Here is a 24,532-nt window from a genome sequence, read left to right as displayed (position 1 = left end):
GCCACGATCGTTCTGTACGTCACTCAGAAACCCGCCTCGCGCGGATCGGACGAAAGGTCGCCCGTCCATGAACTCCGATTTCCTCTAGATCGTCATCGCCGGCATCCCCGTCGGCGCCCTCCTGCTGATCGCCCTCGTCGGCTTCTTCCTCTTCCGCGCCTGGTACCAAGTGCCGCAGGCCGACGAGGCGATCGTGATCGTCGGCAAGAAGCAGAAGGGCGAGGACGGCCTGACCTCGAACATGACGGTCATCACCGGCGGCGGCGCGTTCGTCAACAAGCTGACCCAGCGCTCCGACCGCATCTCGTTGCGCTCCCGCCAGATCAAGATGGAGCCGGTCGCGCAGACCAAGAACGGCGTGACGATCCATCTCGCCGGTGTCGCCCTCGTCAAGATCGGCTCCACGGCCGACCAGGTGCGCGCCGCCGCCGAGCGCTTCGCCTCGCAGGACCAGTCGATCGACGTCTTCACGACCGAGCAGCTAGAGGGTGCCCTCCGCGGTGTCGTCGCGAAGCTCAGCGTCGAGGAGGTCATGCAGGACCGGCAGAAACTCGGCGACGAGATTGCGGAGGGGATCAAGGGCGATCTGCTCGCTCAGGGCCTCGTCCTCGATTCGTTCGCGATCCAGGGCGTCACTGACCGCAATGGCTATATCGAGGCGCTCGGCGCGCAGGAGATTGAGCGCGTCCGTCGTGAGGCCGATGTCGCCCGGATCAACGCGGCGCGCGAGGTCAAGGCCCGCCAGCTCGCCACGGACGAGGCGAACCTGATCGAGCAGACCGCCTGACCCCCGCGTCCCGCTACCCTCGAACGATGTTCGCCGGACTGCAGGGCTGGCACCTGCTCATCATCCTCGTCATCCTCTCGCCCGTGATCCTGCTGGCGGTCGGCCTCCCGCTCGCCCTCGTGCAGGGCCGCGCCCGCCGCGAGGCCGGCCTCGTCACCGACCCGACCGTGAATCCGCTAGCCATCACGGCGTTCGTGCTCTCGTTTGTCGTCGGTCTCGCCGGAGTCGTCTGCGGCCACCTCGCCCGCGCGCAGATTCGCCGCACCGGCGAGGCCGGCTGGGGCCTGACCGTTTTCGCGCTGATCCTCGGCTACTACGCCACCGCCGTCGCCGTCCTCGTCGGCGGCACCGTGCTGGCGTCCGCCTTCGCGCAGGGCTGAGCCGCCCTTTCCCATGGACACGATTATTCCTAAGGCGGCAGAAGGGACCATCGACGGCGTGCCGGTGACCGACGCGCACAGTGCCGCGTGGGCTGCCGAGGCTGAAGCCGGTTGCGATGCGGCCGCCCTGAAGCAGCGCGGTCGCGGGTGTCCCGGTCGCGGAGCCGCCGCTTTGCAGGTCGTGCCGGTGAGGCTGACGGAGGAGGAACTGGCGGCCCTCGACGCGAGCGCCACTCCCGCTCCGGCATCATCCGCGATGCTCTGAGCACGCGCTCAGCCGAGCGGCTTGCGCATCTGCACCGCGGTCGTCTCGTACCCGAGCGACTCGTACAGCGCCCGAGCGGGCATGTTGAAGCCGAAGACGTTCAGCGCGAGGGCGGAGCCTCCGCAAGACAGGACGTGCCGCTCCGCCAGCAGCATCGCTGCCCGGCCGAGTCCCCGGCCCCGCTCGCCGGCATCGATCTCGACATCCCACACGTACCAGACGCCCTCGAGATCGCTCGGGTGCGGGCCGAGCCACAACGACCCGACGGCGCGCCTCTCTTCCAGGACGTCGAGCACGTCGTGCCCTGGGGCGGGGGAGCCGTTCGGGAAATATTTGTCGTACGAAGTGTCGGCGTTGCGGGTCGCGGCCGCTTCATCGTCGCCCGCCCGCATCCGGTCGGCGATGTACGCCAAGCGCTGCACCCGCAGCCACGAGGCGAGAGCGAAGGGTGACATCGGCGCGAGCGTGACGGTCATCCCTTCACTGTGGCATTCGGCGATCGATTCGTCGCGAACGGCCCGCGCCGGCGACCTCAACGAGCCGTTCGAGACCAATCGATGCCCGAGCGACAGTCGCGCGTCGGCCCGCAGGTCAGCCGGCGCGTCAGTCGGCGTCGCGCTCGGCGTGCTTCCGCTTCCCCAGTCGCGTCACCAGGAACAGCAGCGACCCGACCACGACGTACCCGGCCGTCGCCAGCCACACCACGCCCGTTTGCTGCGTCAGCAGCACCGCGCTCGCCACGGTCGCGAGCACCGGAACCACCCGCGGCACGGAGTAGTGGGCATGGCCCACCCGGTCCTTCTTCAGCACCAGCACCGACACGTTCGCCGCGATGAACACCAGCAGGAGCAGCAACACGGTCGTCTCCGCCAGCGTCCCGACGTCGCCGATCAGGCTGAGCAGCATCGTCACTCCGCCAACCACCACGATCGACACCCACGGCGTGCGGCGGCCCGGCAGCACCCGCCCGAACGCGCTGGGCAGCAGGCCCGAGGTCGCCAGCCCGAAGCCGACCCGCGAGGCCATCACCATGAACAGCAGCGCGCCATTCGCGATCGCGACCAGCGCGATCAGGCCGAACAACCACGGCGGCACCGCTACTCCGCTCGCCGCGACCACGTCGAGCAACGGGCCGCTCGAGGCTGCCAGTTCGTCGTTCGGCAGCACGATCACCGCGCCCAGCGCGATCAGGAGGTAGACCACGGCGGCAGTGATGAGCGCACCGAAAAGCGCCCGTGGATACACCTTCGACGGGTTGCGCACTTCCTCCGCCATGTTCGCCGCGGCCTCGAAGCCGAGGAACGAGAAGAAGGCGACGATGGAGGCGGCAAACGCGCCCTGAAGCGGCGCCACGTCGGGGTTGAATTCGAGCACACGACCGGCATTCCCGTTGCCGCTGCCGAAGAACACCGCGGCGCACACGATCACGATGACCAGACCGCTCACCTCGATCACCGAGGCGACCAAGTTCGCGGTCAGCGACTCCTTCACCCCGCGCAGATTGACGAGCGTGAGCACCGCGATGAACACGATCGCGGTGGGGACCGGCGGGACGTCCAGCAGCGCACCGAGGTAGTCGCCCGCGAACGCGTTCGCGAGCGAAGCCGCAGTCGTGATGCCCGACGCCATCATCAGGAAGCCGATGAGGAACGACAGGTACGGCTTCCCGAACGCCCGGTCGACGTAGCGGGCCGCGCCGCCTGCGTGCGGGTACTTCGTGATTAGTTCGGCGTAGGTGCCCGCGGTGAGCAGCGCCACGACCAGCGCGATCAGCAGCGGCAGCCAGATCACGCCGCCGACGTCCTCCGCCATGGTGCCGACCAGCGTGTAGATACCTGCGCCGAGGGTGTCGCCCACGATGAAGGCGAACAGCAGCGGGCCGGTGATGACCCGCTTGAGTGTCGCCTTCTCGGGGGCGGAGGCTTCGGCGTTCGTCGTGTCCGTCATCCGGTTAGTCGAGCGGGACCGGGACCGCAGCGCAAGCCCCGCCGCGAGATCGCTGCGAGACTTCTCACATCTGGCCCACCACAGCGGCCTTTTATCAGGCGTCGCCGGGCTCGCCCGTGCCGCCCCAGTCGATAGGCTGGAGCGCTTCGTCGTCGGGAGTGGAGCGGTCGCGGAGGAATCATGGGCAAGAAGCGCAATCAGGGTCGACCCGGAGGCGGTCGACAGGGCGGCTCGGGGGGTCAGGGCAATTCCGGCGGCCAGGGCGGCGGACGCACGGCCGAGACGGCGATGATGGTGCGGTTCCGCAGCTGGTACCGCTCGCACCTCGCCGAAGTTGGCGCCCTGCACGAGCACCTCGAGGTCGACGAGGCGGTCGAGGTTCTCACCGATCTCTTCGCGATGACCCGCGACCTTCGCCCGCGTGGCTCCTTCGCGCAGCCCAACGCTGAATTGCTCGAAGCCGTCTTCGACCAGATCGAGTCCGACCTCTCGGGGGACGAGAGCGAGGCGGACCTCGACGACACGCTCTTCACCGTCGCCGAGGTCGTCGAGCATTTCCTCGACTTCCTCACCGACGAAGACCTCTGGACCGGCACCGACGAGGAGCTAGACGAGTGCCAAGCCGTCCTCGACGAAGTCCTCGACCTCGCAGGATCGTTCATCGACGCGGTCCTCGATGATCTCGCCGAGGTCGACGAGGTCCCCGCCGACACGATGCTCTCCGCCGTGCGGGCCACCGCCCTCGTGCACGCCGCCGACGTCGTGGTCGAGCACCTCGCGAGCACCGAGGAGGCAACCCTGAACGAGCGCTCCGCCCGCGAGATCGTGGGTGAGGCCGGTATCCCCTCCGCGGGATCGACCCCCAGCGACGATTCCGTCCGCATTCCCGTCTCCGCCTGGTGGGATGCTCTGGTCGGCTCCGCCGTGCTCGAGTCGGAGGGCGCCACCGCGAGCCTCGGCGAGGCCGCTGTACTCTGGCGCAGCTCCGCCACCACTGAGGCCGTTGCCGAACGCATCGCCTACGTCGCCCGCTTCGTTGAACTCTGGCTCCTCAGCGCTCAAAAGGCGCTCGCCGCCGCCGACACCGAGGACGGCGCTTTCGCGCCCGCCGAGCGGGCCGTCACCACCACCGACGCCGTGCTCGTGCGCATCGCCGTCGCCTGCCAGGCGCAGATGCATCCTGGCCTCGTCGTCGGTGAGCTTGTCGACGAGCTGGCCGCCGACTCCGGAGTCTCGCTCGAGGAGGCCCTTGACGAGCGCGAGCGGATGGTCGGCTCTGCCGAACGGATGCTGGATGACGCCGCTGAGCTCGGCCTGCTGCTGCACTCACCCGCCTTCGGCTATGTGGTTCCCGAAGGACTAGCGCCCGCGCTCGCTGCTGTCGTCCGCGCGAGCATCGTCCTGCTCAGCGAGCGCGAAGCGACCCGACTCGAGATCCTCGACGAGGCGACCCAGGAGACCGCCACGGCCTACGCCCTGCATGTCGCTCTGCTCGGGACCAAGCCCGTCGTCTGGCGCCGGCTCGAGCTCTCCTCCGAGTCCTCGCTGCGCGACCTGCACCTCGCTCTGCAGCTCTCGCTCGGCTGGACCGACGCGCAGCCGCACTACTTCAGCGTCGGCGTGCCCGACGAGGAGCAGGCGCCGATCGGTTCGCCGTCGGACGCGGAGGAACTCGGCGAGGATCTGATCGACGAATCAAGCGTGGCCCTGGCCGACGTGCTCGAGGAGGAGCAGGACGAGCTGTTCTACGTCTACGACCTAGAGGATGAGTGGCGCCACGTCATTCGCCTTGAGTCGATGGCGCCGCTCTCAGCCGCCCTCCCGCGCTGCACCGGTGCGCAGGGCGCGGCTCCGCTCGATGCGTCCGGTGGTCCCGCGGCGTGGATCGACACCGTCCGCGCAGCGTCCGACCCCTCGTCGCCCGACCACGCTGAGACGCTGGAGTCGCTCGGGCTTGAGCCCGGTGCCTCCTTCGACCCGACCGCGGTCGACATCGACGGCATCAACCGTTCGCTCGGCCTGCTGCGCTCGGGCCTCTGACGCACCGTCAGCTGAGATGCCTTCTCATCCACCCTCGTCGATGAGTGTCCTTCTCAGCTGATGGTGCGTCGCTACGGAGTGAGCAGCAGCTTGCCGATGTGGCTGGAGTGACGCATCCGCTCGTGGGCGCGCTCCGCTTCGGCGAGCGGGATCACCTCGTCGACCACCGGGCGCACGGTTCCATCGGCGACGAGCGGCCACGCCCGAGAGCGCACCTGCTCGATGATCAGTCGCCGCTCCTCCAGCGGCCGGGCACGGAGAGTCGTGGCGTGCACCGCGCCCCGCTTGCGCATCAGCACTCCCAGATCGAGCGAGCCCAGCGCGCCGGATTGGTTGCCGATGAAGACGACACGGCCGCCGGTCCCCAGCGCCTCGAGATCGCGAGCGAGGTAGTCCCCGCCGACCGGATCCAGGATCACGTCGACCCCGCGGTCGCCGGTCTCCTCGCGGATCCGGTCGACGAAGTCCTCCTCGCGGTAGTTGATTAGGATGTCGGCGCCCAGCGCCCGGCACGCGTCCAGCTTGCGGGGACTGCCCGCCGTGACCGCGACGCGGGTGCCGAGCGCGACGGCAATCTGGATGCCGGTGGTGCCGATGCCGCTCCCTCCGCCGTGGATCAGGACTGTGTCACCGGCACTGAGCCCGGCGACCATCACCAGGTTCGACCAGATGGTCGCGGTCGTCTCGGGGAGTGCCGCGGCCGAGACGAGCCCGACGCCCTCTGGCACCGCGAGTACCAGGCCCGCATCGACCGCGACGTACTCGGCGTAGCCTCCGCCCGAGAGGAGGGCGCAGACTTCGTCGCCCTCTCGGAACTGTGTCACGCCCGGTCCGAGCGCGACCACCGATCCCGAGACTTCCATCCCGAGAACCTCGGAGGCACCGGGCGGCGGTGGGTACACGCCGCCGCGCTGGCCGAGATCGGCCCGGTTGACGCCGGCCGCCGCAATGCTGATGAGGACCTCACCGGGGCCGGGCACCGGGGTCGGCACCTCCCCGAGCACAAGTCGGGAGTCGGGGCCGGGGTTCTCGACGCGGATCGCCTGCATGAGGGCGATGCTACGCGGCCTGACGCGCCCGCCCGATCTGCAGGGTTCAGGTCCCCTCTGCAGGCCTCCGTCCGTTGTGCAGGCCTCCGTCCGATTTGCAGGAGTCCGTCCGATCTGCAGGAGTCCGCCCGATTTGCAGGCCTCCGTCCGTTCTGCAGGACTCCGTCCGATTTGCAGGGAAATTGACGTCTTCACGATGCCGAATCTCGAAGAGATCGTTCTCTCGCAGACATCCCCTGCAGATCGCACCGTCCCCTGCACATCGCACTTGCGCCACCGCCCCAACCCCGCACTGCACTGCACCGCGAGGAAGCCCAGCACGCACTCCCTGAACGCGCGCGCCGGCACGATGCTCGCGTGGTCCCGGCCGCACACGCGATCCCCCTCCATCGCACTCTCTCCGCGCGAGGGGCGGGGCAGGGGGCTGAGCGTCAGCGCGGTGGCCGGGAGGAGCGGGCGAAAGGAACGGCGATCCAGAGGCGGACGGGACGACCGCGGCCCGAGCGGATTCCGAGCACCACGCACAGCACCAGGTTCAGGACCGAGAGCAGGAGGATCGCGCTGATGGTCGCCAGCGGCCAGTCCGCGTCGAGGGAGTCGCGCACCGACACGAGTGCCAGATGCAGCGGTACCAGCATCAGCTGGAGCGCAAGGTACGTGAGCTGCCAGTTCACGGCGACGAGGCCGTTCCGGTCGCTCAGGGTGCCGGTTCGACGTCGCGCACCCCACACGATGACGGTCGCGGCGAGTGAGATCACGGGGGAGAGCACGACGACGCCCGCGAGCGCCGAAAGCCCGGCCAACCAGACGGCCCGGGCGCCCAATCGGTCGCGGGTGCGGTGCCGTAGCTCGTCGTCATCCATCGGCCGCCTCCTCCTCGAATCCGTCTCCAGTCTCGCATTCGCCCCGCTTAGGGACGCCCGGATTCCGGGGGTTCTCCCGATAGGACGGGCGCCCGGCTGTCCGTAGCGTGGAGGCATTGCCGGATCGGACCTGGATCGGACCCGGCAGCACCTCATCCCGCCGGGTTACCGGCGCCTCTCTCCAAGGAGCACACCCGTGTCCACCGACGACCGCACCGTCCGCCTCTCTACCGTCGCCGACGAGCATCCCACCGAGAGATTCGACACGACGGCCGTGCTCACCGACGCCCGTCCCGCCCCAGAGCTCACCGCCACGAACGTCCCGCCGCGCCCCGTCTACGGCACCCCGCCCGTCCCGTCGGCCACCCTTGCTCCCGCCCCCTCGACGCCCTTCTCGCTGACTAGCCTCATCCTCGGCGTCACCTCCGTCTTCTTCGGCCTCACCGTCGTCGCGCCTGCTGCGGGTCTCGTCTTCGGCATCCTCGGACTGCGTCGCGAGCCCTCGGGCCGCACGCTGGCGATCTGGGGCATCGTCCTCAACGCCGTCATGCTGGGGATTGTCCTGCTGTTCGTCTTCGCCTTCGTCGCCGTGCTCCTGCTCGCACCGTTCCTGGCGATGCTCAGGTAGTCGCGGCGCAGACTCTCACAGACCCGCGCCTCCTCTCCCGCACCAGCGGAGGGAGGCGCGGGTCGTCGTGATTCTGAGGCCACCTGTTATCCCGCGCCGACGCCGGGACCTCCCGCGAGCCCGGCGTTAGGCTGGCCGGGCAGTTCGCGGACCCCCTGCCCCTCGGGGCCGCACGACGACAGCAATGGAGCTGGACGTGACCCGCGCACCGCGCACCCTCCCCGATCACGACCCGGAAGGCCGAGCCCTGGACACCCCCGACATCCCCGCCGTTCGCACCGAGACCGACTCCCTCGGCGCGAAGGAAATCCCCTTCGATGCCTACTGGGGCATTCACACCGCGCGCGCACTCGACAACTTCCCGATCTCGAAGCGCCCCATCTCGATCTACCCCGATCTGGTCCGCTCGCTCGCGACCGTCAAGCTCGCCGCCGCACGCGCAAACGCCGAGCTGGGCAGCCTCGCTCCGACCAAGGCCGAACTCATCGAGACCGCCTGTCGCCGGATTATCGAGGGCGAGTTCCACGACCAGTTCGTTGTCGGCGTCATCCAGGGCGGAGCCGGCACCTCCACCAACATGAACGCCAACGAGGTCGTCGCCAACGTCGCCCTCGAGATCGGCGGGTACGGCAAGGGTGAGTACGCCCATGTGCACCCGCTCGACGACGTCAACCGCAGCCAGTCGACGAACGACGTCTATCCGACCGCGATCAAGATCGCGATGACCTGGTCGCTGCGCCGCCTCCTCGACGAGTTGGCGCTGCTCCGCGAGTCGTTCTCGCGCAAGGCCGTCGAGTTCGGCAGCGTCCTCAAAGTCGGCCGCACGCAGCTTCAGGATGCGGTGCCGATGACTCTCGGTCAGGAGTTCCACGGCTTTGCCACCACGCTCGGCGAGGACCACGCGCGACTCTCCGAGACCATCTGGCTGCTCGCCGAGGTCAACATCGGAGCCACGGCAATCGGCACCGGCATCACCGCCGATCCGCGCTACGGTGCCGCCGCTGTCCGTCATCTCAACGAGATCACCGATCTTCAGCTCGAGATGGCGCAGGACTTGGTCGAGGCGACCAGCGACGCGGGCGTCTTCATGTCGTTCTCCAGCGCGCTCAAGCGCTCGGCCATCAAGCTGTCCAAGATCTGCAACGACCTGCGGCTGCTCTCCTCAGGTCCGCAGGCCGGTTTCGGCGAGATCAACCTGCCGCCGCGCCAGGCCGGCTCGAGCATCATGCCCGGCAAGGTCAACCCGGTGATCCCCGAGGTGGTCAATCAGGTTGCCTACTCAGTGGCCGGCGCCGACGTCACGGTCACGATGGCCGCCGAGGCTGGGCAGCTCCAGCTCAACGCTTTCGAGCCTGTGATCGCGCATTCACTGCTGCAGAGCATCACCTGGATGACGCAGGCCTGCAAGACGCTCCGTGAGAACTGCATCGACGGCATCACCGCCAATGTCGACCGGCTCGAGGCGATGGTCGCCTCCTCCGTCGGAGTCATCACGGCGCTGACCCCGAGTATCGGCTACACCGCCTCCGCCGCCCTCGCGAAAGCCGCGCTCGCGACCGGCCGCAACGTCGCCGATCTGGTGGTCGAGGCCGGCCTGATGCCGCGCGAGGACGTGCTACGGCTGATCTCTCCCGCACGTCTCTCCGGCATCGAGGCGATGACCGCAGCGCTCCCGATCATCGCCCCCGCAGCGGAGGAGTGAGAGCCTCCCTGCGTAGCATCGTGGCCGAATGGACCGTTGGCTCGCCCGGGCAACCCAGGCCGAGCCGACGGCGCGCATTTGCCGGACTCGGATGCTCGGCCCGGGTTGCGTGGCTCCGTCCCGCGTCATCCGTCGTCCGCGAGCCCGCGCCTGCCCTACTCTCAGCCCCATGAGCGCCTACCCGCCGCCCGCCCCGTCCCCTGGCCGCCCGTCCGTCGTCCCCACTGTGCTCGGCTCGATCGGCGTCGCGCTGCTCGGGATCCTCCTGCTGCTCGTGCTGGCTCACGTCGTGCGCGGGCTCGGTGTCAGCGCAGCGGCGGTCTGCGCGGTCGTCGCTCTGGGGCCGCTCACCGTAGTGCTGCTTGGTGTCCGCTGGGTCGACCGCTGGGAGCCGGAGCCCGCGCTCGGCCTCTGGTTCGCGTTCCTCTGGGGAGCCGCCGGGTCGGTGGCGATCGCGCTTTTGGTCGATCTTGGGGTGCAGATCGCGGTCTATGCATCGGGTCGGCGGCCGAGCGGATCCGACTTCGTCGGGGCGGTGATCCAGGCACCCGTGGTCGAGGAGACGGCAAAGGGGGTCGGCGTCCTGCTGGTGCTGCTGATCTGGCGTCGCACCTTCGACGGGCCGGTCAACGGCATTGTCTATGCCGCCGTCGTCGCCTCCGGGTTCGCCTTTGTCGAGAACGTCGTCTACTTCGGCACCGCGCTCGTGGAGGGCGGCGTCGAATCGCTCGCCGTCACGTTCTTCCTCCGCGGAGTTCTCTCCCCCTTCGCGCATGTTCTGTTCACCGCCTGCACGGGCGCGGCGCTCGGTATCGCGTCGCATCGCCCGGGAGCGGCGCGTGTCCCGATCGTTCTGCTCGGGCTGGCGCTCGCCGCCGTCCTGCACGCTCTCTGGAACGGCTCCTCGTTCCTCGTGTCCGACTGGTTCGGCTTCTACGGCGTCGTGCAAGTGCCGCTGTTCGCCGTCGCCGTGATCGCGGTGGTGGTTCTGCGCCGCCAGGAGCGCAGGGTCACACTCGAACGGCTCGGGGACTACGCAGCGGCCGGCTGGTTGTCACCGATGGAGGTGCGCATGATCGGCACAGTAGAGGGGCGACGCACCGCCACGCGCTGGGCCGCCCTGGCCGGAGGTGATCGACCACGGGCGATGCGAGCGTTTCTTGGCACCGCGACGCGACTCGCGCACCTCCGTCAGCACCAGTTGCTCGGCCGGGGCCGGCCGACAGCCTCCGTCGATGAGCGCATGCTGCTCGACGAACTCGTCGCTCGTCGCGCTGCGCTCATCCGTTGACCACCTCTGCGCCGCAACGACTCGCGCGCCACTGAGTCAGGCGCCACGTACGCGCCGCTCACCCGCCGTCACGGGGACGTCGAGGCGGTTCTGTGCCGGCGGTAGCGGGCAGTTGTAGTGCGGCGAGAAGCCGCACGGCGGGATGTAGGCCCGGTTGAAGTCGAGTAGTACGGGGCCGGGCGTGCCCGCGTCGGCCGCTGCGCCAATCCGCTGGACTACGAGGAAGCGGCCAACGGGGTAACTGCGCAGTTCGGGATCGTCGCTGCGATTCGTCGGGTCGCCGAAGGGGACGAGCAGTGTGCCGCCGTCGTCGAAGGCCGCCACCGTGTATTCGCGGGCCCGACCGTCGTCGATCAGCGAGAAGGTAATGTCGCCGGGCACGACCAGGTCGCGGGTGGCTCCGTTGTCGCGCAGGTGCTCGAACGGAATCGTCCGCTCCTCGTCCACCGGCTCGAACCAGGCTTCGAGCACCCAGGCGGCGTCGAAGGAGAACGTCTCGATAGCCTCGAAGGAGCGGATCCCCGCGGAGGCCGCGTCCCAGACGCGATAGCCGTACTCGGGTTCGCCCGTATCGAGGTTCTCGCGGCGCAGGCGGGTGAGAGAGGCGGTCGGGCCGTAGTCCGTGAGCGCCTGCTCGTCGCTGACGCTTTGGCCGGCTTCGAGCCAGCGCGTCTCGATGAGAGCGAGGTCGCCGCGGGGGCCGGTGACGCGTTCAGCCCGGCGGGCGAGCCAGCCCTCCCAGCCGGCGCGCGCCGATTCGGTGAGGTCGATCGACGCTCGGGAGGGGGCGGTGACGCTACTGCTCGAAGTGGCCATGGAGCGTGCAACGTGGCCGCGACCGGTTCTCTTCCGTGTACATCTCTTCCGCGTACATCCGTTCCGTGCGCATCCTTTTCCCGCGAGGTGAACGGCCGTCAGACCAGTCGCAGAAAAAGAGTCCGACACTCCACGGCAGCGGCGCGGCCGGCTGCTCGGACGGAATGTCGAACCCTTTGTGACAGTGAGGATGCTCCTGCGCGGTGTCCAGCGCAAGGGGCACGGTGATCGCGGGTTCTCTGCCGCTCCGACACGAACGCTCGGTAGACTGGACCGCCTGTTTTCCCGCGACCCCCGAAGCGCATTCCGCGCCACACGGTCCGCGGAGGCGGATGCACGGAAGGCGCACGATGACGGACGGCACGACAGTCCAGCACACCGAACTCTCACGGGAGCGTGAGTACGTGGCGGCGCTCTATGCGCGCCTCGACGAGCTGATCGCGCAGGCCCGCGAGGCGCTGGACACGGTCCGCATCGAGAGCGTGGGCGGCAACCACCAGAGCCGCTCCGAGCGCGACGCCTACGCGCGGCTGTACGAGGACCGCATCCGCTCGCTGACCGGCGCTGACGACCGGCTCGCGTTCGGCCGGCTGACTTTGGCAGACGGCGAGTCCGAGCACCGCTACATCGGGCGCATTGGCCTGCGCGACGAGGAACAGGACACCCTGCTGCTCGACTGGCGCGCCCCGCAGGCCGCTGCCTTCTACCAGGCGACCGCCGCTCGCCCGATGGGTACCCGTGCGCGTCGGCATCTGACCACGCGCGGCCGCGACGTCCTCCGCTTCGAGGACGAGGTCTTCGATCAGGAGCTGCTGCGAGAGGGCACGGTGCTCCAGGGCGAGGGCGCACTGATGGCCGCGCTCGGGGCGCAGCGCACCGGGCGGATGCACGACATCGTCGCGACCATCCAGGGCGAGCAGGACCGCATCATCCGTTCGGAGCTGCGCGGCGTGCTGGTCGTGCAGGGCGGCCCGGGCACGGGCAAGACAGCCGTGGCGCTGCACCGAGCCGCGTACCTTCTCTACTCATACCGCGATCGCATCGCCTCCTCCGGCGTGCTTGTCGTTGGCCCTTCGCGCTCCTTCCTGCGCTACATCGAGGCGGTACTGCCCTCGCTCGGCGAGACGGGCGTCGTACTCTCGACTCTCGGTCAGCTCTATCCCGGCCTCGACCTCATCGACGAGGACGTTCCGGCGCTCGCGCGGGTCAAGGGCTCGGCGCGGATGGCGGAGCTGCTCAAGCGCGCGGTCCGCTCGCGTCAGGTCGTCCCCGCCGAGACGCAGATGCTCGACGTGAACGGCGAGAAGCTCCGCCTGGAGCCGCAGGACGTGGAGCGCGCGATCACCCGCGCCCGCGACTCCCGCAAGCCGCACAACGAGGCACGGGTGACGTTCGTCAAGGCGATGATCACGCAGCTCACCCGCCAGCTCGCCGATCAGCTGCGGAGCCACGGCAGCACGGTCGATGAGGCCGACGAGGCGGTGCTGCGCGAGGACGTGCGGACCGCGTACGACGTGCGCGTCGCCCTCAACACGGCATGGTTGCCGCTCACGCCGGAGAAGTTGCTTCAGGACCTTTATGCGCGGCCGAACTGGTTTGCATCTCTGACTCCGCGCTGGACTGCTGCCCAGCGGGCACTCCTCCGCCGCGAGCGGGACGCCCCCTTCACGGTCTCGGACGTGCCGCTGCTCGACGAGGCGGCCGAGTTACTCGGCGCTTACGACGATCACGCCGACGCGTCGAAGAAGGCCGAGAAGGAGCAGCGCCGCCGCGACATTGAGAACGCGGAGGCGGCCATCCGCAATATGGGCGTCGGCGGCCTCGTCAACGCGAAGGATCTGGCCGGGGGCTTCGCCGAGCGGACCATCGTCGGCACGACCGCCGAGCGCGCGGCCGCCGACCGCTCCTGGACGTACGGACATGTCGTGGTCGACGAGGCTCAAGAGCTCTCGCCGATGCAGTGGCGAGTGCTGCTGCGGCGATGCCCGATGCGCTCGTTCACGATCGTCGGCGATGTCGCGCAGGCATCCGGCGCTTCGTCAGCCACCAGTTGGGACGCCGCTCTGCGCGACACTTTCGGTCGTCAGGGCCGCGGGGTGGAGGCGGCGCCGTGGCGCCTCGAGGAGCTGACGGTCAACTACCGCACTCCCGCCCAGATCGTGGCCTTCGCCGAGCGGACGGCGCGCGAGAGCGGGCTTGAGATCACGCCGGGGCAAGCGGTCCGCTCGACGGAGTGGCCGGTCAGGACTGTCCGCGACCGCGGCGACAGTCCGCTCGCCGCCCGCGTGCTCGCTGCCGTCAGTGAGGACCGCGCGATTGAGGCGGAGGGGACCCTCGCCGTGATCGCGCCCGACGACGACCTCGCCGTGATCGCAGCGCGCCTCGAGGCTGCGTACGGCCGGGAGGTCGGCCGCGGAGCGACGGGGCTCGACCGCCCGATCGCGGTTCTCTCGACGAACGACGCCAAAGGACTCGAATTCGATTCCGTCGTCATCGCCCGCCCGCGCCTGATCGCTCAGACCGGCGAGCGTGGCGCCGCCTCCCTCTACGTGGCGATGACTCGGCCGACGCAGCGCCTCACCCTGGTGGAGTGAGCGCCCGCGCTCGACTCAGTGCGCGGCGTCGGCCGCGACGGCTCCGGGGACACCGGTCTGCTCGAGGCGCTGGGTCAGTGCGGCGAACGCGCTGGGCAGTGCCTCGTCGAGGGCGGCGCCGCCATGCCCCTCGTTGTGGAGCATTTCGAATTCGGTCGTGACGCCTGCCGCTTCGGCCGAGTCGGCGAGTTCTCGAGTCCACTGCGCGAAGTTGCCGTCCGTCTGTCCGACGGTGAAATACTGCCAACTTTGAGAATAGTCAGCGCCGGAGACGGCGAGCACCCGCGCAGGCTTCAAGGAATCGTAGAGTGCGGCGTCTCCGTTCAGTGCGTTCGCGAGCGTCTCCTCCTCCTGGTCCTGGCCGGGGAAGGCTTCGCCGGCAATCCCGATGGCGTTCTTGAACACGTTCGGGAACTTGGCACCGAGCAGAGCGGCGCAGGTCCCTCCATTGGAGTAGCCCGCCACAGTCCACGCGCTCGGGTCCGGGAGGACATTGAGCGAGCTGCGGATCCAGTTGACGACATCGACCGACACGTAGGTCTGCGCTGCACCGAACGAGGTGACGTCCGAGCACAGCGGATCATCGACCGGACGTCCGATCTGATCGGCGATCACGACAATCGGAGACCACCCGCCGTGCGCAGTCGCGACGGCGTCCATGGCCTTACCGACTCTCGTCGGATCCGTGGTCCCCGGCTGCCCCATCATCATCACGACGACCGGCAGGTTGGGCGGGTCTGCTTGCAGTGCCGCGGGAGGAAGGTAGATCCCGGCCTTGCGCGCGGGGAACCCCGAGACCTCTGCAGGAATCGTGGTGGTGCCGATCTCGCCGTGGGCGGGGCGGTTATTCGGCGTACCGTCGGGCGCCTGTACCGGTGCGTCCGGCTGGCGCAGCGGCGGCAGTGCGATCGGGCCGACCGTCGATGTTCCGAGAATCTCGGCTGGGGTCGCGGTGAGCCCGTAGTCGAGGTTGATTCCGATTCCCGCCGCGATCAGGAAGGAGATGACCGCGACAATCGCCACGAGGCGGCGCCAGAGTGCGGCGCGCAGCATGCTTGCGACAGCAAGACCGGTGCCGGCGGTGAACGCGACGACCCACAGGTGAGTTCCTGCGCTCAACGGAGTCCCAAAGGAATTGAGCAGGCCCTCCACGACCACGAGCAGCAGCACTCCTGCGGCGGCACCGCTGAAAATTCCGATGGTGAGAGCACGCAGCCGCTTCGAGTCGTAGCGGCGGACGAGGAGCACGATAAGTGCCAGGCAGGCTGCGGCGAACGTCAGTTTGGGAATCCTTCCCGTGAGCAGTTGAAGCGAGAGCAGGGTGTCGAGCACAGTCGTCCTCCAGAGTTGCCGGGGGAGGTCCCGGCCGAGGAGAGCGTAGTGATGGCGCCTGCGGGGCCCTGAGTGTGGCGCGAAACCGCTCACTCCCAGCCCGTCATACTCGCGTGTTCCTCCTCGGCGGAGCCGGAACGGCTGGATGCAACGCTGGGCCTTCGGCGCTTCTGACAGCAACGGAATCGGGCGCTCGTCCCGCGCCGCCTCCTTCACCCTCGCCGCGCAAAACTCCGCCCTAGGATTGGAGCATGAGCAGTGAGAACCTGACCAAGCCCGAGGTCGACGCCCCTGAGGGGCCGGCCCCCGACTCCCTCGTCATCGAGGACATCGTGATCGGCGATGGCGCAGAGGCGCAGCCCGGCTCGACCGTCGAGGTGCACTATCTCGGCGTCGAGTACGACACCGGCGAGGAGTTCGATTCTTCGTGGAGTCGCAACCAGTCGATCAACTTCCCCCTGAACAATCTGATTCGCGCCTGGCAGCAGGGCATCCCTGGAATGAAGGTCGGCGGCCGTCGCAAGCTGGTTTGCCCGCCCGCACTGGCTTACGGGCCGGCCGGCGGCGGGCACCCGCTCTCCGGCAAGACCCTGCTCTTCGTGATCGACCTGCTCGGTACCAAGTAGTCCGAGACCCTCGGTAGTCCAAGACCCTGAGTGAAGAAGGCGCAGCTCCTAGCGGGGCTGCGCCTTCTTCACTCGATCGACGAGTTCGCGCCAGGCGCCGTCGAGTTCCGTCTCGCCGAGGCGTACGTGATGCGTCTGCACGCGGATCTCGTAGACGAAGTGGTCGGCTCGGCCGGGGGAGTTGCCGACGGAGTCGTCCCAGGGCAACGAGCGGAGCAGGTCGAGCCACGCGCGCTCGTCGGGCTGCTCCTCGACGTCGACCCGCCAGACGCGGCGAATTCCGGCGAAGCCGCCACTGCGCGACACGATGACGTCCATGCGCGCGATGCTACCGGCTGGGGACCGATCGGTGCCTACTCCGGCAGCACAGCCTCCGGCAGCCCAACCCCCACCGTCGTCCAGCCGATGCGCACCGCCGCCTCCACCTCGGAGTCGGGCCCGTAGCGCTTCGCCGCCGCCGCGACAGTGAGCGCGGCGAAATCGTCGAAGTCGGCGGTCGCCGTAAGTACGCCCCCGGTCAAGACGTCGTACCAGACCTGCCCCGCCCGCTCCCAGGCAGGGCCCCCGAGGGTGGTTGCCGCCACGGCGAAGGCGCGGTTGGGGATTCCGGAATTGATGTGCACCCCGCCGTTGTCGTCCTCCGTGTCGACATAGTCGGCCATCGAGCCGGGCTGAGGATCAGAGCCGAGGACGTCGTCGTCGTACGCGGAGCCCGGGGCGATCATCGACCGCAGCGCTGTGCCCTGCACCTCGTCGGTGAAAAGGCCCTCGCCGATCAGCCAACTCGCGTCCCCGGCGCTGTGACCGGAGCTGAACTGCTCGAGCAGGGCGCCGAAGACGTCAGAGATCGACTCGTTGAGCGCGCCCGACTGGCCGCGGTAGACAAGGTTGGCCGTGTACTCGGTGATGCCGTGCGCGAGTTCATGGCCGATCACGCTCTGCGAGACGGTGAAGCGGCGGAACACTTGGCCGTCGCCGTCGCCAAAGACCATCCGCGAGCCGTCCCAGAAGGCATTGTCGTACTCGTCCCCATAGTGCACCGTCGCGTCCAGCGGCAACCAGGCGTCGTCGATGGAGTCGCGTCCGTACGCCTCCTGCAGCAGCGTCGACATCGCGCCGAGGCCGTCGTAAGCCTCGTCGGCCGCGGCGTCGCCGGTGGCCGGCTCGCCTTCGCGGCGGACGACGGCGCCGGGCAGCGTTTGACTGGTCCGCGCGTAGGCGATGGTGCGCTGCAGCGACTGCACCCGGTTGCGCGGGGAGGGTACGGCCGTGGCGGTGGGCGCGCCGTGAGCGGGGGAGGGCTCGCCGGGGCGGACGCGGCGGAAGGGCACGTCCTGCTCCAGGGAGCGGCTCGCCGCCTGCGCGGCCCTCGCGAACGCAGGGTCGTCGAGTCCGGCGATGCGGACGAGGAGGTACGGCGGCACGACAGTGTGTCTCATGGGGCGATCTTCGCATCGACGTCCGACACAGTCGCGGGGTCGTCCAGGTGGTCCTCGATGCTGTAGTGCCGGACGAGCTGCTGTCGTACTCGGCGACAACTGTCGTCCTGGTCGCGCTGTAGCGTGGGACGCACGAGCGGTTTCCAGCGAATCGGGGTCCTACCCCGAGGATGACGAGGGCGGACATGGGCATCATCACGCGGGGCTTCTTCGGCAAGCGGGAGATGAATCCCGACCTGCCGCCTGGCCAGTACCTCGAGAACGGCTTCCCCGTACTCTCGATCGGCCCGACTCCGAACATCCACGAGTGGGCTTTCTCGATCGACGGTGGGCCGGCTGGCGTCCGCCGCTGGACCTGGGACGAGTTTGCCCAGCTTCCGCACGAGGACGTGCACACCGACATCCACTGCGTGACGCGCTGGTCAAAGCTCGGCACCAGCTGGAGGGGCGTGTCGGTCGATACTCTCCTCGATGGAATAGAGAGCACCGCGGGCTTCGTCATGGCGCAGAGCTTTGGTGGATACACGACGAATCTGCCGCTCGCCGAGATCCGTGGTGGCCGTGCATGGGTCGCGACCGAGTTCGAGGGGAAGCCGCTCACGGCGGAACACGGCGGGCCTGCCCGCCTGCTGGTGCCGCACCTCTACTTCTGGAAGAGCGCGAAGTGGATCCGCACGCTGCGCCTGATGCCGGGGGATGAGCCTGGCTTCTGGGAGCAGAACGGCTACCACATGCACGGGGACCCGTGGACCGAGGAGCGCTACTGGTGAGGTGGACGGAGGCGGTGGCCGAGTCGGTCGCGCCGCTCACGCCCACTTCGCGGCTGCTCCTGCTGCGCGTTCCCGGCTGGCCGGGTCACATCGCCGGGCAGCATCTCGACGTGCGGCTCACCGCCCCCGATGGCTACCAGGCGAGCCGCTCCTACTCGATCGGTGCGCCCTCCGACGGCGACCGGGTCGAGCTGGCGGTCGAGCGACTTGAGGACGGCGAGGTGTCGCCCTATTTGGTCAACGGCCTCGAAGCGGGGGACCGGCTCGAAGTCCGCGGCCCGATCGGCGGCTGGTTCGTCTGGCGGCCCGAGCAGCGCGAGCCGGTGCAGCTGATCGCGGGCGGAAGCGGCGTCGTACCGCTCGTGGCGATGGCGCGGGAGCACGCCCGTTCAGCGAGTGCCGCCCGGATGCAGTTGCTCTATTCGGTCCGCTCTCCCGCGTTCGTCTACTACCGCGACGAGCTGGCGGCGCTCGCCGAGCAGCCCGAGGGATCGGGCGCCGTCGCGGTCGATCTGGTCTACAGCCGGGTCGCGCCCGCGGGAGCCGCCTGCCCGGCCGGCCGCGTCACTGGGTCCCTGCTCGCGGATGCGGCCCTCCCCGCCAGCCTCGAGCCGACCGTTTACGTCTGTGGCCCGACGTCTTTTGTGGACACCGTCGCCACCGCCCTCGTCGCCCAGGGCCACTCCCCCTCCCGCGTCCGCACGGAACGCTTCGGCGGCGCCTGAGGCGCGCTCTCGTCGCCAGCGTGGACGAGGGGTCCGACAGGGCGGTCCGGGATGTCGCGCCAGTCCCTCCATCGAGAGGACTGCTATGCACGGGGAGTGTGGTCGGTCGCGGTGCGCCGGCCTCACGTTCGTTTCACACGTGCCGGGCAGCATGCCGACATGATTACTCCACCAACACGTACTTCTCGCTGGCCTGCGCGCCTTGGAGCAGCACTCTCGCTCGTTCTGGTGGCCGGTGGGATTCACCTGGCCTCCGGGGTGGGTGTGACTTCGGCCGCGGCCGACATCTCCTCCCCCCTCATGATCCCGATCCGCGGAGGCACCGCCGCGGTCGATCCGGAGACTCTCGCCGTCACTTTCGTTCCGACCTCTGGGCCGCCCGTCGTCTGGTCCGCCCCGACGCCGAGCGACCTCGGACACCCGATGCCGCCGATGGTCGGTGGCGAGGGGACTCTTTCGTGGGGATACGCGAATTCGGACCTCCGTGTCTCCGTTTCTGAACAGGACGGTCGCCTGGGCATCGAACTCGATTCCCCGACGAACCGCACCATTAGCTGGCCCGTCACCGCGACGGAACCGACGACACAGTCGATCGAGTTCCCGAACGGTGAGGGCCAGTCCATTCCGGTCGATGACAAGTTCTGGTGGTCCGGGGACGCGCACCTCACTAACGACCCCTGGAACATGACCGACAACTTCACGATGCCGTTCTGGGGGACGACCCTCGCCGGCGCCGGCGTCAGCTATATCGTGGACGCCGATACCGACATCGGCACACAGGTCGCCTTCGCTCCGAAGAACGACCGACTGACTGCCTCGGCCGAGCACAGCTTCGATAGCACCCTCCAGACATCGACGTTCCGAGTCGCTATGGCTGCCACAGACGGCAATCCCGTCGCGGCAGCCCAGGACTACCGTCGTCTTTTGCTTTCGCGGGGAGGCATCACGACTCTCGATGAGAAAATCGCCAAGAACCCGGAGACGCAAAAGCTCATCGGGGCGTTCCACGGTTATCTTTGGGGCGACGGTGACGACCCGAAGATCGTCGGTCGACTCCAAGAGCTCGGCATCCGAAACGCGTGGCTCGGATACAACACCGATGTCGCATCAATGAGCCCGGAGACTGTGCAGGCCGTGAAAGACGCCGGCTACCTTGCGGCGCCCTACGACTCATGGGAGAACGCCCAGGATCCGGCATCGTCCGACAGCTCGACGAGCGTCTGGCCAGGGGACATCTGGCCGAAGGGCTGCGCCACGGACGCGGCCGGCAACCCCCTCGTGGGTTTCGGCGGCCGAGGATGCACCCTCAGCACCTCGGCAATGGCCACCGCGGAAGCCGAGAAAGGCGTGCTCACCGACCGAGTGGGAAAGCTCTCGGCAAACGGAGTGAACTCCTATTTTCTCGACGTTGACGCCACGGGCGACCTCGCTCGCGACTTCACACCGGATCACCCGCAGACGCAGGCGGAGGACCGTCAGAATCGCATCGATCGTCTGAGTAAGCTCTCTGCCGGAGGATTCTCCGACGGGAAGCCTCTCGTTGTCGGTTCCGAGAAGGCCGAGTGGTGGGCGAACCCCGGGCTCAGCTTCTCCCACGGATCGAGCACGGCGCTCTCGAACGCGATCTGGATGCTGCAGAAGGACAAGAAGCAGTGGGGAACCTATTGGCCCGCTGAACGTCCGACCTTCTTCTTCAAGCCCGTAAAGTTGTCCGATTCCCTCGCGAAGGAGATGGTGGATCCCCGCTTCCGCGTACCGCTCTACGAAACGGTTCTGCATGACTCCGTCGTCTCGACCGACCGTTGGGAGATGGGCCTCTATAAGTTCCAGGGACTCGAGAACGAGCGCATCCTCGTCAACCTCCTCAACAACACTCCGGCAATGCTCTCGCTCGATCACCGCCTCCTCGACGAGCACGGTCAGCAGATCGCTGCAATGCAAGCGTTCTTCACCGTCTTGCAGGACGCGGCAGGCACAGATCCGATGACGTCATTCGAACGCCTCTCCCCAGATGTGCAGCGCACCACATTCGGTGACGAGGACGCGCCCCCGTCGCTCACGGTAACCGCCAACTTCGGCACGACCGATTCCCCTGAGGCCCCCGCCGGCTGCGCCGTCGCCACAAGAGGAGACCAGACCCCGCAAACCTTCTGCCCGTCGAGCCAGGCGAACTGACTCCTTCCCTCCCTCCCCGCGAGATGCCTCTTGAGTACGCGACACGCCGAGGCAGGCGTACCCAAGAGGCATCTCGCGGAGGAGAAAGAGGGAAGGGAGAGGGCTGCTTACTCGAAGGAGACGGTGCGGTTCTCGCCGGCGTCGGGTTGTCCGCCGGTAATCGCCGCTCGAAGAACCTTGAACAGCACGACCGGGCGCGGCTCGTCCGTCGCCCACAGTTCCACGGTTTCGGCATTGACGCGGATCAGTGCGACGCTCGGATCGTCCTTGCCATCGGGGAACCAGCTCGCGACGGCCGGCGACCACAGCTCGTCCACTTTCGCGCGATCATGCACGACCGTCGCCGATCCCGCGACCGAGAGGTAGCCCTTTTTCGACTCGAACGCCACGTTCACGCTCGGGTTCACGCGGATGTCGTCAACCTTGGGTGAGGGGTCTTGCGTGAAGAACCAGAGCTCGCCGTCGAAGTCGACGTCCTGGGCGGCCAGTGGACGGCTGACGAGCTGGCCCGTCGCGTTCACGGTAGTGAGCAGCCCGATCTTCGCGCTCTTCACGAGTTCGGTGATCTGCGCGCGGTCGCCGGAGTCGGCGGGAGCAATCTCGGTCTCAGTCATGTCATCGACGCTACGTCGACCGCGGCGGTCCGCAAGGGGTGGCGACGCCTCGACGCCCGTGGCTAACGTCACAAGAATGGATACGAATTCGACCTACACCGCCATTCTCGACAGCGGAGCGGAGCAGGAGAGCATCCGTCTCGAACTCATCGACGGCTCCCCGCAGCGCTCCTTCACCCGGGTGGCCGATATCGACGGCGAGGAAGTCGAGGTCGTCTGGGAACTCGAGCCCGACGACGACGGATTCCACGTTTACCGTGCGGTGCGGGTGGAGGGCCGCGATGACGACAGCGGAGCGGTCTCGGACGAGCGGCTGACAGACGGTGGGGGAGCGGACGCGGCCTCGGGCGACTGATCTGCGCCACCGGGTTGTCGTTCCGGTGAGCAGCGGCTCGGCCAGGCCGTAGGAGAGGACGAAGCTGCCCCCGCTGCCGCGTTCGTCGCGGTCAACTCTTCGTAAAGTCCCGCGCGCGCCAGGCAGGAGGGGGCCGATCAGTGCCCAGGACGCATCCCCTAGGCTGAGGGGCATGAGCACGTCATCCGACGAAGCGCCCGTGAGCCAGGGTCCTCCTGCCCCGCGAGCAGCCGGATCCGCCCCTTCGCGACGCACGATGCGCGCCGCCGCTCAGGCGGGTGCACGCCGTGCCACGGTCGTCGCCGGCGGTCGGCGCTTCCCCCGCAGCCCCGCCACGAGCGAACACGGCGGCTGGCGACGATATGGACCGGCCGTCCTATCGATCCTGCTCCCCCTGTTCGCCGTCCCGCTCTCGTTCTTCGTCTGGTACGCCCTCATTTCCCTGGGGGCCTACCCTGGCAACCAGGCGGCGAGCGACCTCATCGTGGGCGTCCTCTACACCGCGCTCGTGCACGCGATCCTGCTCGCCGGAATTCTGCTCGCGGTCTCCTCGATCCAAGCGCGCCGCCGCGAAGGTCGCCTGCCTATCGCCGGCTGGATCGGCGTCGTGCTCAACGCGGTCGTGCTCATCTACTGGCAATTGCTCGTCTCCCCGTGGCTGGTCGTGCTCTGGAATCGGGTCACCGGCTCCTGACACCGCCGGCTCCTGCCGCTGCTCTGGTAGGCTCGCCCGGTTGCCGTTTGACGGCCGCGGATGAAGAGAGCCCACGCAGTAGGCGCTGGGCACCGCGCAACGAGAGAGAGGGGATCCCATTTATGGCACTCGAAGCAGATGTCAAGAAGGCGATCATCGAAGAGTACGCAACCCACCCCGGTGACACCGGATCCCCCGAGGTGCAGGTCGCTGTCCTGACCAAGCGGATCAAGGACCTCACCGAGCACCTCAAGGAGCACAAGCACGACCACCACTCGCGTCGTGGTCTGCTGCTGCTCGTGGGTCAGCGTCGTCGACTCCTCGGCTACCTCTCGGACGTGGACATCAACCGCTACCGCTCGCTGATCGAGCGTCTCGGTCTCCGCCGCTAGTTCTTCACGGAGCGAGCGCGGAGTCTCGATGACACCGCGAACTTCTTGCTGGACGGGCCGTCCTCCCTCGGGAGGGCGGCCCGTTCAGCGTTTGCAGGGCGGTCACGGCAGCGGCTCCGGCCGCTCGACGCCGCCCCACGAGAAGCCGGTCGAGGCAGAGAACCAGTCGGCAGCAGCACGCTCGAGCGCAGCCTCCTCCTTCTGCCCCTCCGGCGCCGACAGTGCGTCGATCAACCCGGGCAGAGCCATTCGCGACGCAGTGGCGCTGCGCTGCGCGCGGTCCCAATCGCGACGACAGCCCGGATCGGCCGCGGCAGCAGCGAGAGCAGAGGGAGGGGTCACCTCCCAGCCCGTTCCCGCCTCCGCGATGGCGACCGCGCAGGTCAGGGCGGCACTCCGGATGACGTTGTCCGGCCCTGCGGAGGTGCCTATTGCCTGGTCCTGCGCCGCCACCACCGCCGTGAGGGCGAGCTGGATGCGGGTCGACGTCTCGTCTGGCCGCGGCAGTACCCGCCCCTCACCGGCCGAGACCGATGCGGCCGAGCCGGGAGCAAGGAGCAGGCCCGACGACGACTGCGACGCGTGCAGACTGAGCAGCCCCGTCACTCCGTCCGTTCCGCTTGCGACTCCGCGCACCGACGCGTCGCCGAGGCTCCAGACGACGGGGGTGCGGTTGTGCAGGGTCAGCCGGCGGTGGTCCTCATCCACGCACGCGACGAGGTGGCCGACCGGCACTCCCGCTCCCCCTTCGAAAGCAGAGGACGGGGCGAGCAGCTCTCGGGCGTCGGCGCACTGGGCAGGAGCCTCGGCGGGGACAGCCGCGGGGAGTAGTGCGCCATGGACGCCCAGCGTGACCGCGGCAATCAGCACGCCGGTCCCCAGGAGGAGGGTTACGCCTCGACCGCCCATCGCGCCACCTCCTGCTCGGAGGCTAGACCCGCTCGGGTAGGCCCGCGTCGCATCATCGGCTGACTGGGACGTCGACCACGATGCTGGGTGTGCTGTCGTCTCCGCTCACAGGGCGCCGGTACTCCTGCGTTGGCGCCCC

General features: G+C 68.5%; 25 protein-coding genes. 15 read left to right on the top strand and 10 right to left on the bottom strand.

The window, feature by feature from the left end; genetic code table 11:
• Positions 1 to 169: 169 nt before the first annotated feature.
• Genes B0H03_RS12280 through B0H03_RS12270 form a run of 3 tightly spaced genes read left to right on the top strand, consistent with a single transcriptional unit; the run spans position 170 to position 1,432 of the window.
• Positions 170 to 787: a flotillin family protein gene (locus B0H03_RS12280; RefSeq protein WP_241560371.1), complete on the top strand. Its 618-nt coding sequence runs from the start codon at positions 170 to 172 to the stop codon at positions 785 to 787.
• Between the two features lie 26 nt (positions 788 to 813).
• Positions 814 to 1,167, top strand: coding sequence for a DUF4190 domain-containing protein (locus B0H03_RS12275; RefSeq protein ID WP_104263915.1), 354 nt, complete (start codon positions 814 to 816; stop codon positions 1,165 to 1,167).
• A gap of 13 nt (positions 1,168 to 1,180) precedes the next feature.
• Positions 1,181 to 1,432, top strand: coding sequence for a CopG family transcriptional regulator (locus B0H03_RS12270; RefSeq protein ID WP_104263916.1), 252 nt, complete (start codon positions 1,181 to 1,183; stop codon positions 1,430 to 1,432).
• A gap of 8 nt (positions 1,433 to 1,440) precedes the next feature.
• Here B0H03_RS12270 and B0H03_RS12265 read toward each other — a convergent pair whose 3' ends face one another.
• Positions 1,441 to 1,908 (bottom strand): GNAT family N-acetyltransferase, encoded by a 468-nt coding sequence (locus tag B0H03_RS12265; RefSeq protein ID WP_104263917.1) that lies wholly within the window; start codon positions 1,906 to 1,908, stop codon positions 1,441 to 1,443.
• A 127-nt stretch (positions 1,909 to 2,035) separates the two neighbouring features.
• Positions 2,036 to 3,379 (bottom strand): APC family permease, encoded by a 1,344-nt coding sequence (locus B0H03_RS12260; RefSeq protein ID WP_104263918.1) that lies wholly within the window; start codon positions 3,377 to 3,379, stop codon positions 2,036 to 2,038.
• Positions 3,380 to 3,559: 180 nt separating this feature from the next.
• On the opposite strand from B0H03_RS12260, the gene B0H03_RS12255 reads away from it, so the two are divergent.
• Positions 3,560 to 5,419, top strand: coding sequence for a plasmid pRiA4b ORF-3 family protein (locus B0H03_RS12255; protein ID WP_104263919.1), 1,860 nt, complete (start codon positions 3,560 to 3,562; stop codon positions 5,417 to 5,419).
• 71 nt (positions 5,420 to 5,490) lie between these two features.
• Here B0H03_RS12255 and B0H03_RS12250 read toward each other — a convergent pair whose 3' ends face one another.
• Entirely contained in the window at positions 5,491 to 6,468 is a 978-nt protein-coding gene (locus B0H03_RS12250; RefSeq protein WP_104263920.1) for an NAD(P)H-quinone oxidoreductase, read from the bottom strand.
• A 431-nt stretch (positions 6,469 to 6,899) separates the two neighbouring features.
• Positions 6,900 to 7,331 (bottom strand): magnetosome magnetite crystal formation protein family, encoded by a 432-nt coding sequence (locus tag B0H03_RS12245; RefSeq protein WP_160487261.1) that lies wholly within the window; start codon positions 7,329 to 7,331, stop codon positions 6,900 to 6,902.
• Between the two features lie 196 nt (positions 7,332 to 7,527).
• On the opposite strand from B0H03_RS12245, the gene B0H03_RS12240 reads away from it, so the two are divergent.
• The 3 genes from B0H03_RS12240 (at position 7,528) to B0H03_RS12230 (ending at position 10,952) form a co-directional block, all read left to right on the top strand.
• Entirely contained in the window at positions 7,528 to 7,959 is a 432-nt protein-coding gene (locus B0H03_RS12240; protein ID WP_104263922.1) for a DUF4190 domain-containing protein, read from the top strand.
• A gap of 247 nt (positions 7,960 to 8,206) precedes the next feature.
• Positions 8,207 to 9,661 (top strand): aspartate ammonia-lyase, encoded by a 1,455-nt coding sequence (locus B0H03_RS12235; RefSeq protein WP_237399377.1) that lies wholly within the window; start codon positions 8,207 to 8,209, stop codon positions 9,659 to 9,661.
• Positions 9,662 to 9,830: 169 nt separating this feature from the next.
• Entirely contained in the window at positions 9,831 to 10,952 is a 1,122-nt protein-coding gene (locus B0H03_RS12230) for a PrsW family intramembrane metalloprotease (protein WP_104263924.1), read from the top strand.
• 36 nt (positions 10,953 to 10,988) lie between these two features.
• Here B0H03_RS12230 and B0H03_RS12225 read toward each other — a convergent pair whose 3' ends face one another.
• Positions 10,989 to 11,768, bottom strand: a complete 780-nt coding sequence (locus B0H03_RS12225; protein WP_104263925.1) for a DUF1684 domain-containing protein — start codon at positions 11,766 to 11,768, stop codon at positions 10,989 to 10,991.
• A gap of 350 nt (positions 11,769 to 12,118) precedes the next feature.
• On the opposite strand from B0H03_RS12225, the gene B0H03_RS12220 reads away from it, so the two are divergent.
• Positions 12,119 to 14,362, top strand: a complete 2,244-nt coding sequence (locus B0H03_RS12220; RefSeq protein ID WP_104263926.1) for a HelD family protein — start codon at positions 12,119 to 12,121, stop codon at positions 14,360 to 14,362.
• Between the two features lie 15 nt (positions 14,363 to 14,377).
• On the opposite strand, the gene B0H03_RS12215 is transcribed toward B0H03_RS12220, so the two are convergent.
• Entirely contained in the window at positions 14,378 to 15,694 is a 1,317-nt protein-coding gene (locus B0H03_RS12215) for an alpha/beta hydrolase (protein WP_104263927.1), read from the bottom strand.
• Positions 15,695 to 15,945: 251 nt separating this feature from the next.
• Here B0H03_RS12215 and B0H03_RS12210 point away from each other — a divergent pair, with 251 nt between their 5' ends.
• Positions 15,946 to 16,320 carry an FKBP-type peptidyl-prolyl cis-trans isomerase gene (locus tag B0H03_RS12210; protein WP_104263928.1) on the top strand — a complete coding sequence of 125 codons (375 nt, stop codon included), beginning with the start codon at positions 15,946 to 15,948 and terminating at the stop codon, positions 16,318 to 16,320.
• 48 nt (positions 16,321 to 16,368) lie between these two features.
• Here B0H03_RS12210 and B0H03_RS12205 read toward each other — a convergent pair whose 3' ends face one another.
• The gene (locus B0H03_RS12205) at positions 16,369 to 16,638 is read right to left on the bottom strand and encodes a protealysin inhibitor emfourin (RefSeq protein WP_104263929.1); all 270 of its coding nucleotides are present in this window, start codon (positions 16,636 to 16,638) and stop codon (positions 16,369 to 16,371) included.
• Positions 16,639 to 16,673: 35 nt separating this feature from the next.
• On the bottom strand, positions 16,674 to 17,759 hold the full coding sequence (locus B0H03_RS12200; RefSeq protein ID WP_104263930.1) for a M4 family metallopeptidase: 1,086 nt from the start codon (positions 17,757 to 17,759) through the stop codon (positions 16,674 to 16,676).
• A gap of 185 nt (positions 17,760 to 17,944) precedes the next feature.
• On the opposite strand from B0H03_RS12200, the gene B0H03_RS12195 reads away from it, so the two are divergent.
• From B0H03_RS12195 to B0H03_RS12185, 3 genes are all read left to right on the top strand, one after another.
• Positions 17,945 to 18,529 carry a molybdopterin-dependent oxidoreductase gene (locus tag B0H03_RS12195; RefSeq protein ID WP_104263931.1) on the top strand — a complete coding sequence of 195 codons (585 nt, stop codon included), beginning with the start codon at positions 17,945 to 17,947 and terminating at the stop codon, positions 18,527 to 18,529.
• Positions 18,526 to 19,254, top strand: coding sequence for an FAD-binding oxidoreductase (locus B0H03_RS12190; RefSeq protein ID WP_241560372.1), 729 nt, complete (start codon positions 18,526 to 18,528; stop codon positions 19,252 to 19,254). Before B0H03_RS12195 ends, B0H03_RS12190 begins: the two co-directional genes overlap by 4 nt.
• A gap of 159 nt (positions 19,255 to 19,413) precedes the next feature.
• Positions 19,414 to 21,429, top strand: coding sequence for a glycoside hydrolase (locus B0H03_RS12185; protein WP_160487262.1), 2,016 nt, complete (start codon positions 19,414 to 19,416; stop codon positions 21,427 to 21,429).
• Positions 21,430 to 21,536: 107 nt separating this feature from the next.
• Here B0H03_RS12185 and B0H03_RS12180 read toward each other — a convergent pair whose 3' ends face one another.
• Positions 21,537 to 22,043, bottom strand: a complete 507-nt coding sequence (locus B0H03_RS12180; protein ID WP_104263933.1) for a pyridoxamine 5'-phosphate oxidase family protein — start codon at positions 22,041 to 22,043, stop codon at positions 21,537 to 21,539.
• A gap of 76 nt (positions 22,044 to 22,119) precedes the next feature.
• On the opposite strand from B0H03_RS12180, the gene B0H03_RS12175 reads away from it, so the two are divergent.
• The 3 genes from B0H03_RS12175 to rpsO all read left to right on the top strand — a co-directional run bounded on the left by B0H03_RS12175 (position 22,120) and on the right by rpsO (position 23,484).
• Entirely contained in the window at positions 22,120 to 22,398 is a 279-nt protein-coding gene (locus tag B0H03_RS12175) for a hypothetical protein (RefSeq protein ID WP_104263934.1), read from the top strand.
• A 172-nt stretch (positions 22,399 to 22,570) separates the two neighbouring features.
• Positions 22,571 to 23,092, top strand: coding sequence for a hypothetical protein (locus B0H03_RS12170; RefSeq protein ID WP_127843862.1), 522 nt, complete (start codon positions 22,571 to 22,573; stop codon positions 23,090 to 23,092).
• Between the two features lie 122 nt (positions 23,093 to 23,214).
• Positions 23,215 to 23,484, top strand: coding sequence for a 30S ribosomal protein S15 (gene rpsO / locus B0H03_RS12165; protein ID WP_068252328.1), 270 nt, complete (start codon positions 23,215 to 23,217; stop codon positions 23,482 to 23,484).
• A gap of 102 nt (positions 23,485 to 23,586) precedes the next feature.
• On the opposite strand, the gene B0H03_RS12160 is transcribed toward rpsO, so the two are convergent.
• Entirely contained in the window at positions 23,587 to 24,393 is an 807-nt protein-coding gene (locus B0H03_RS12160; protein ID WP_104263936.1) for a hypothetical protein, read from the bottom strand.
• Positions 24,394 to 24,532 lie beyond the last annotated feature (139 nt).

The sequence above is a fragment of the Rathayibacter iranicus NCPPB 2253 = VKM Ac-1602 genome, from assembly GCF_003149025.1.
In the GTDB taxonomy this organism is placed as follows: Bacteria; Actinomycetota; Actinomycetes; order Actinomycetales; family Microbacteriaceae; genus Rathayibacter; species Rathayibacter iranicus.
Note: the sequence above shows the minus strand (reverse complement) of the source record. Positions and strands in the feature narration are given on the sequence as shown.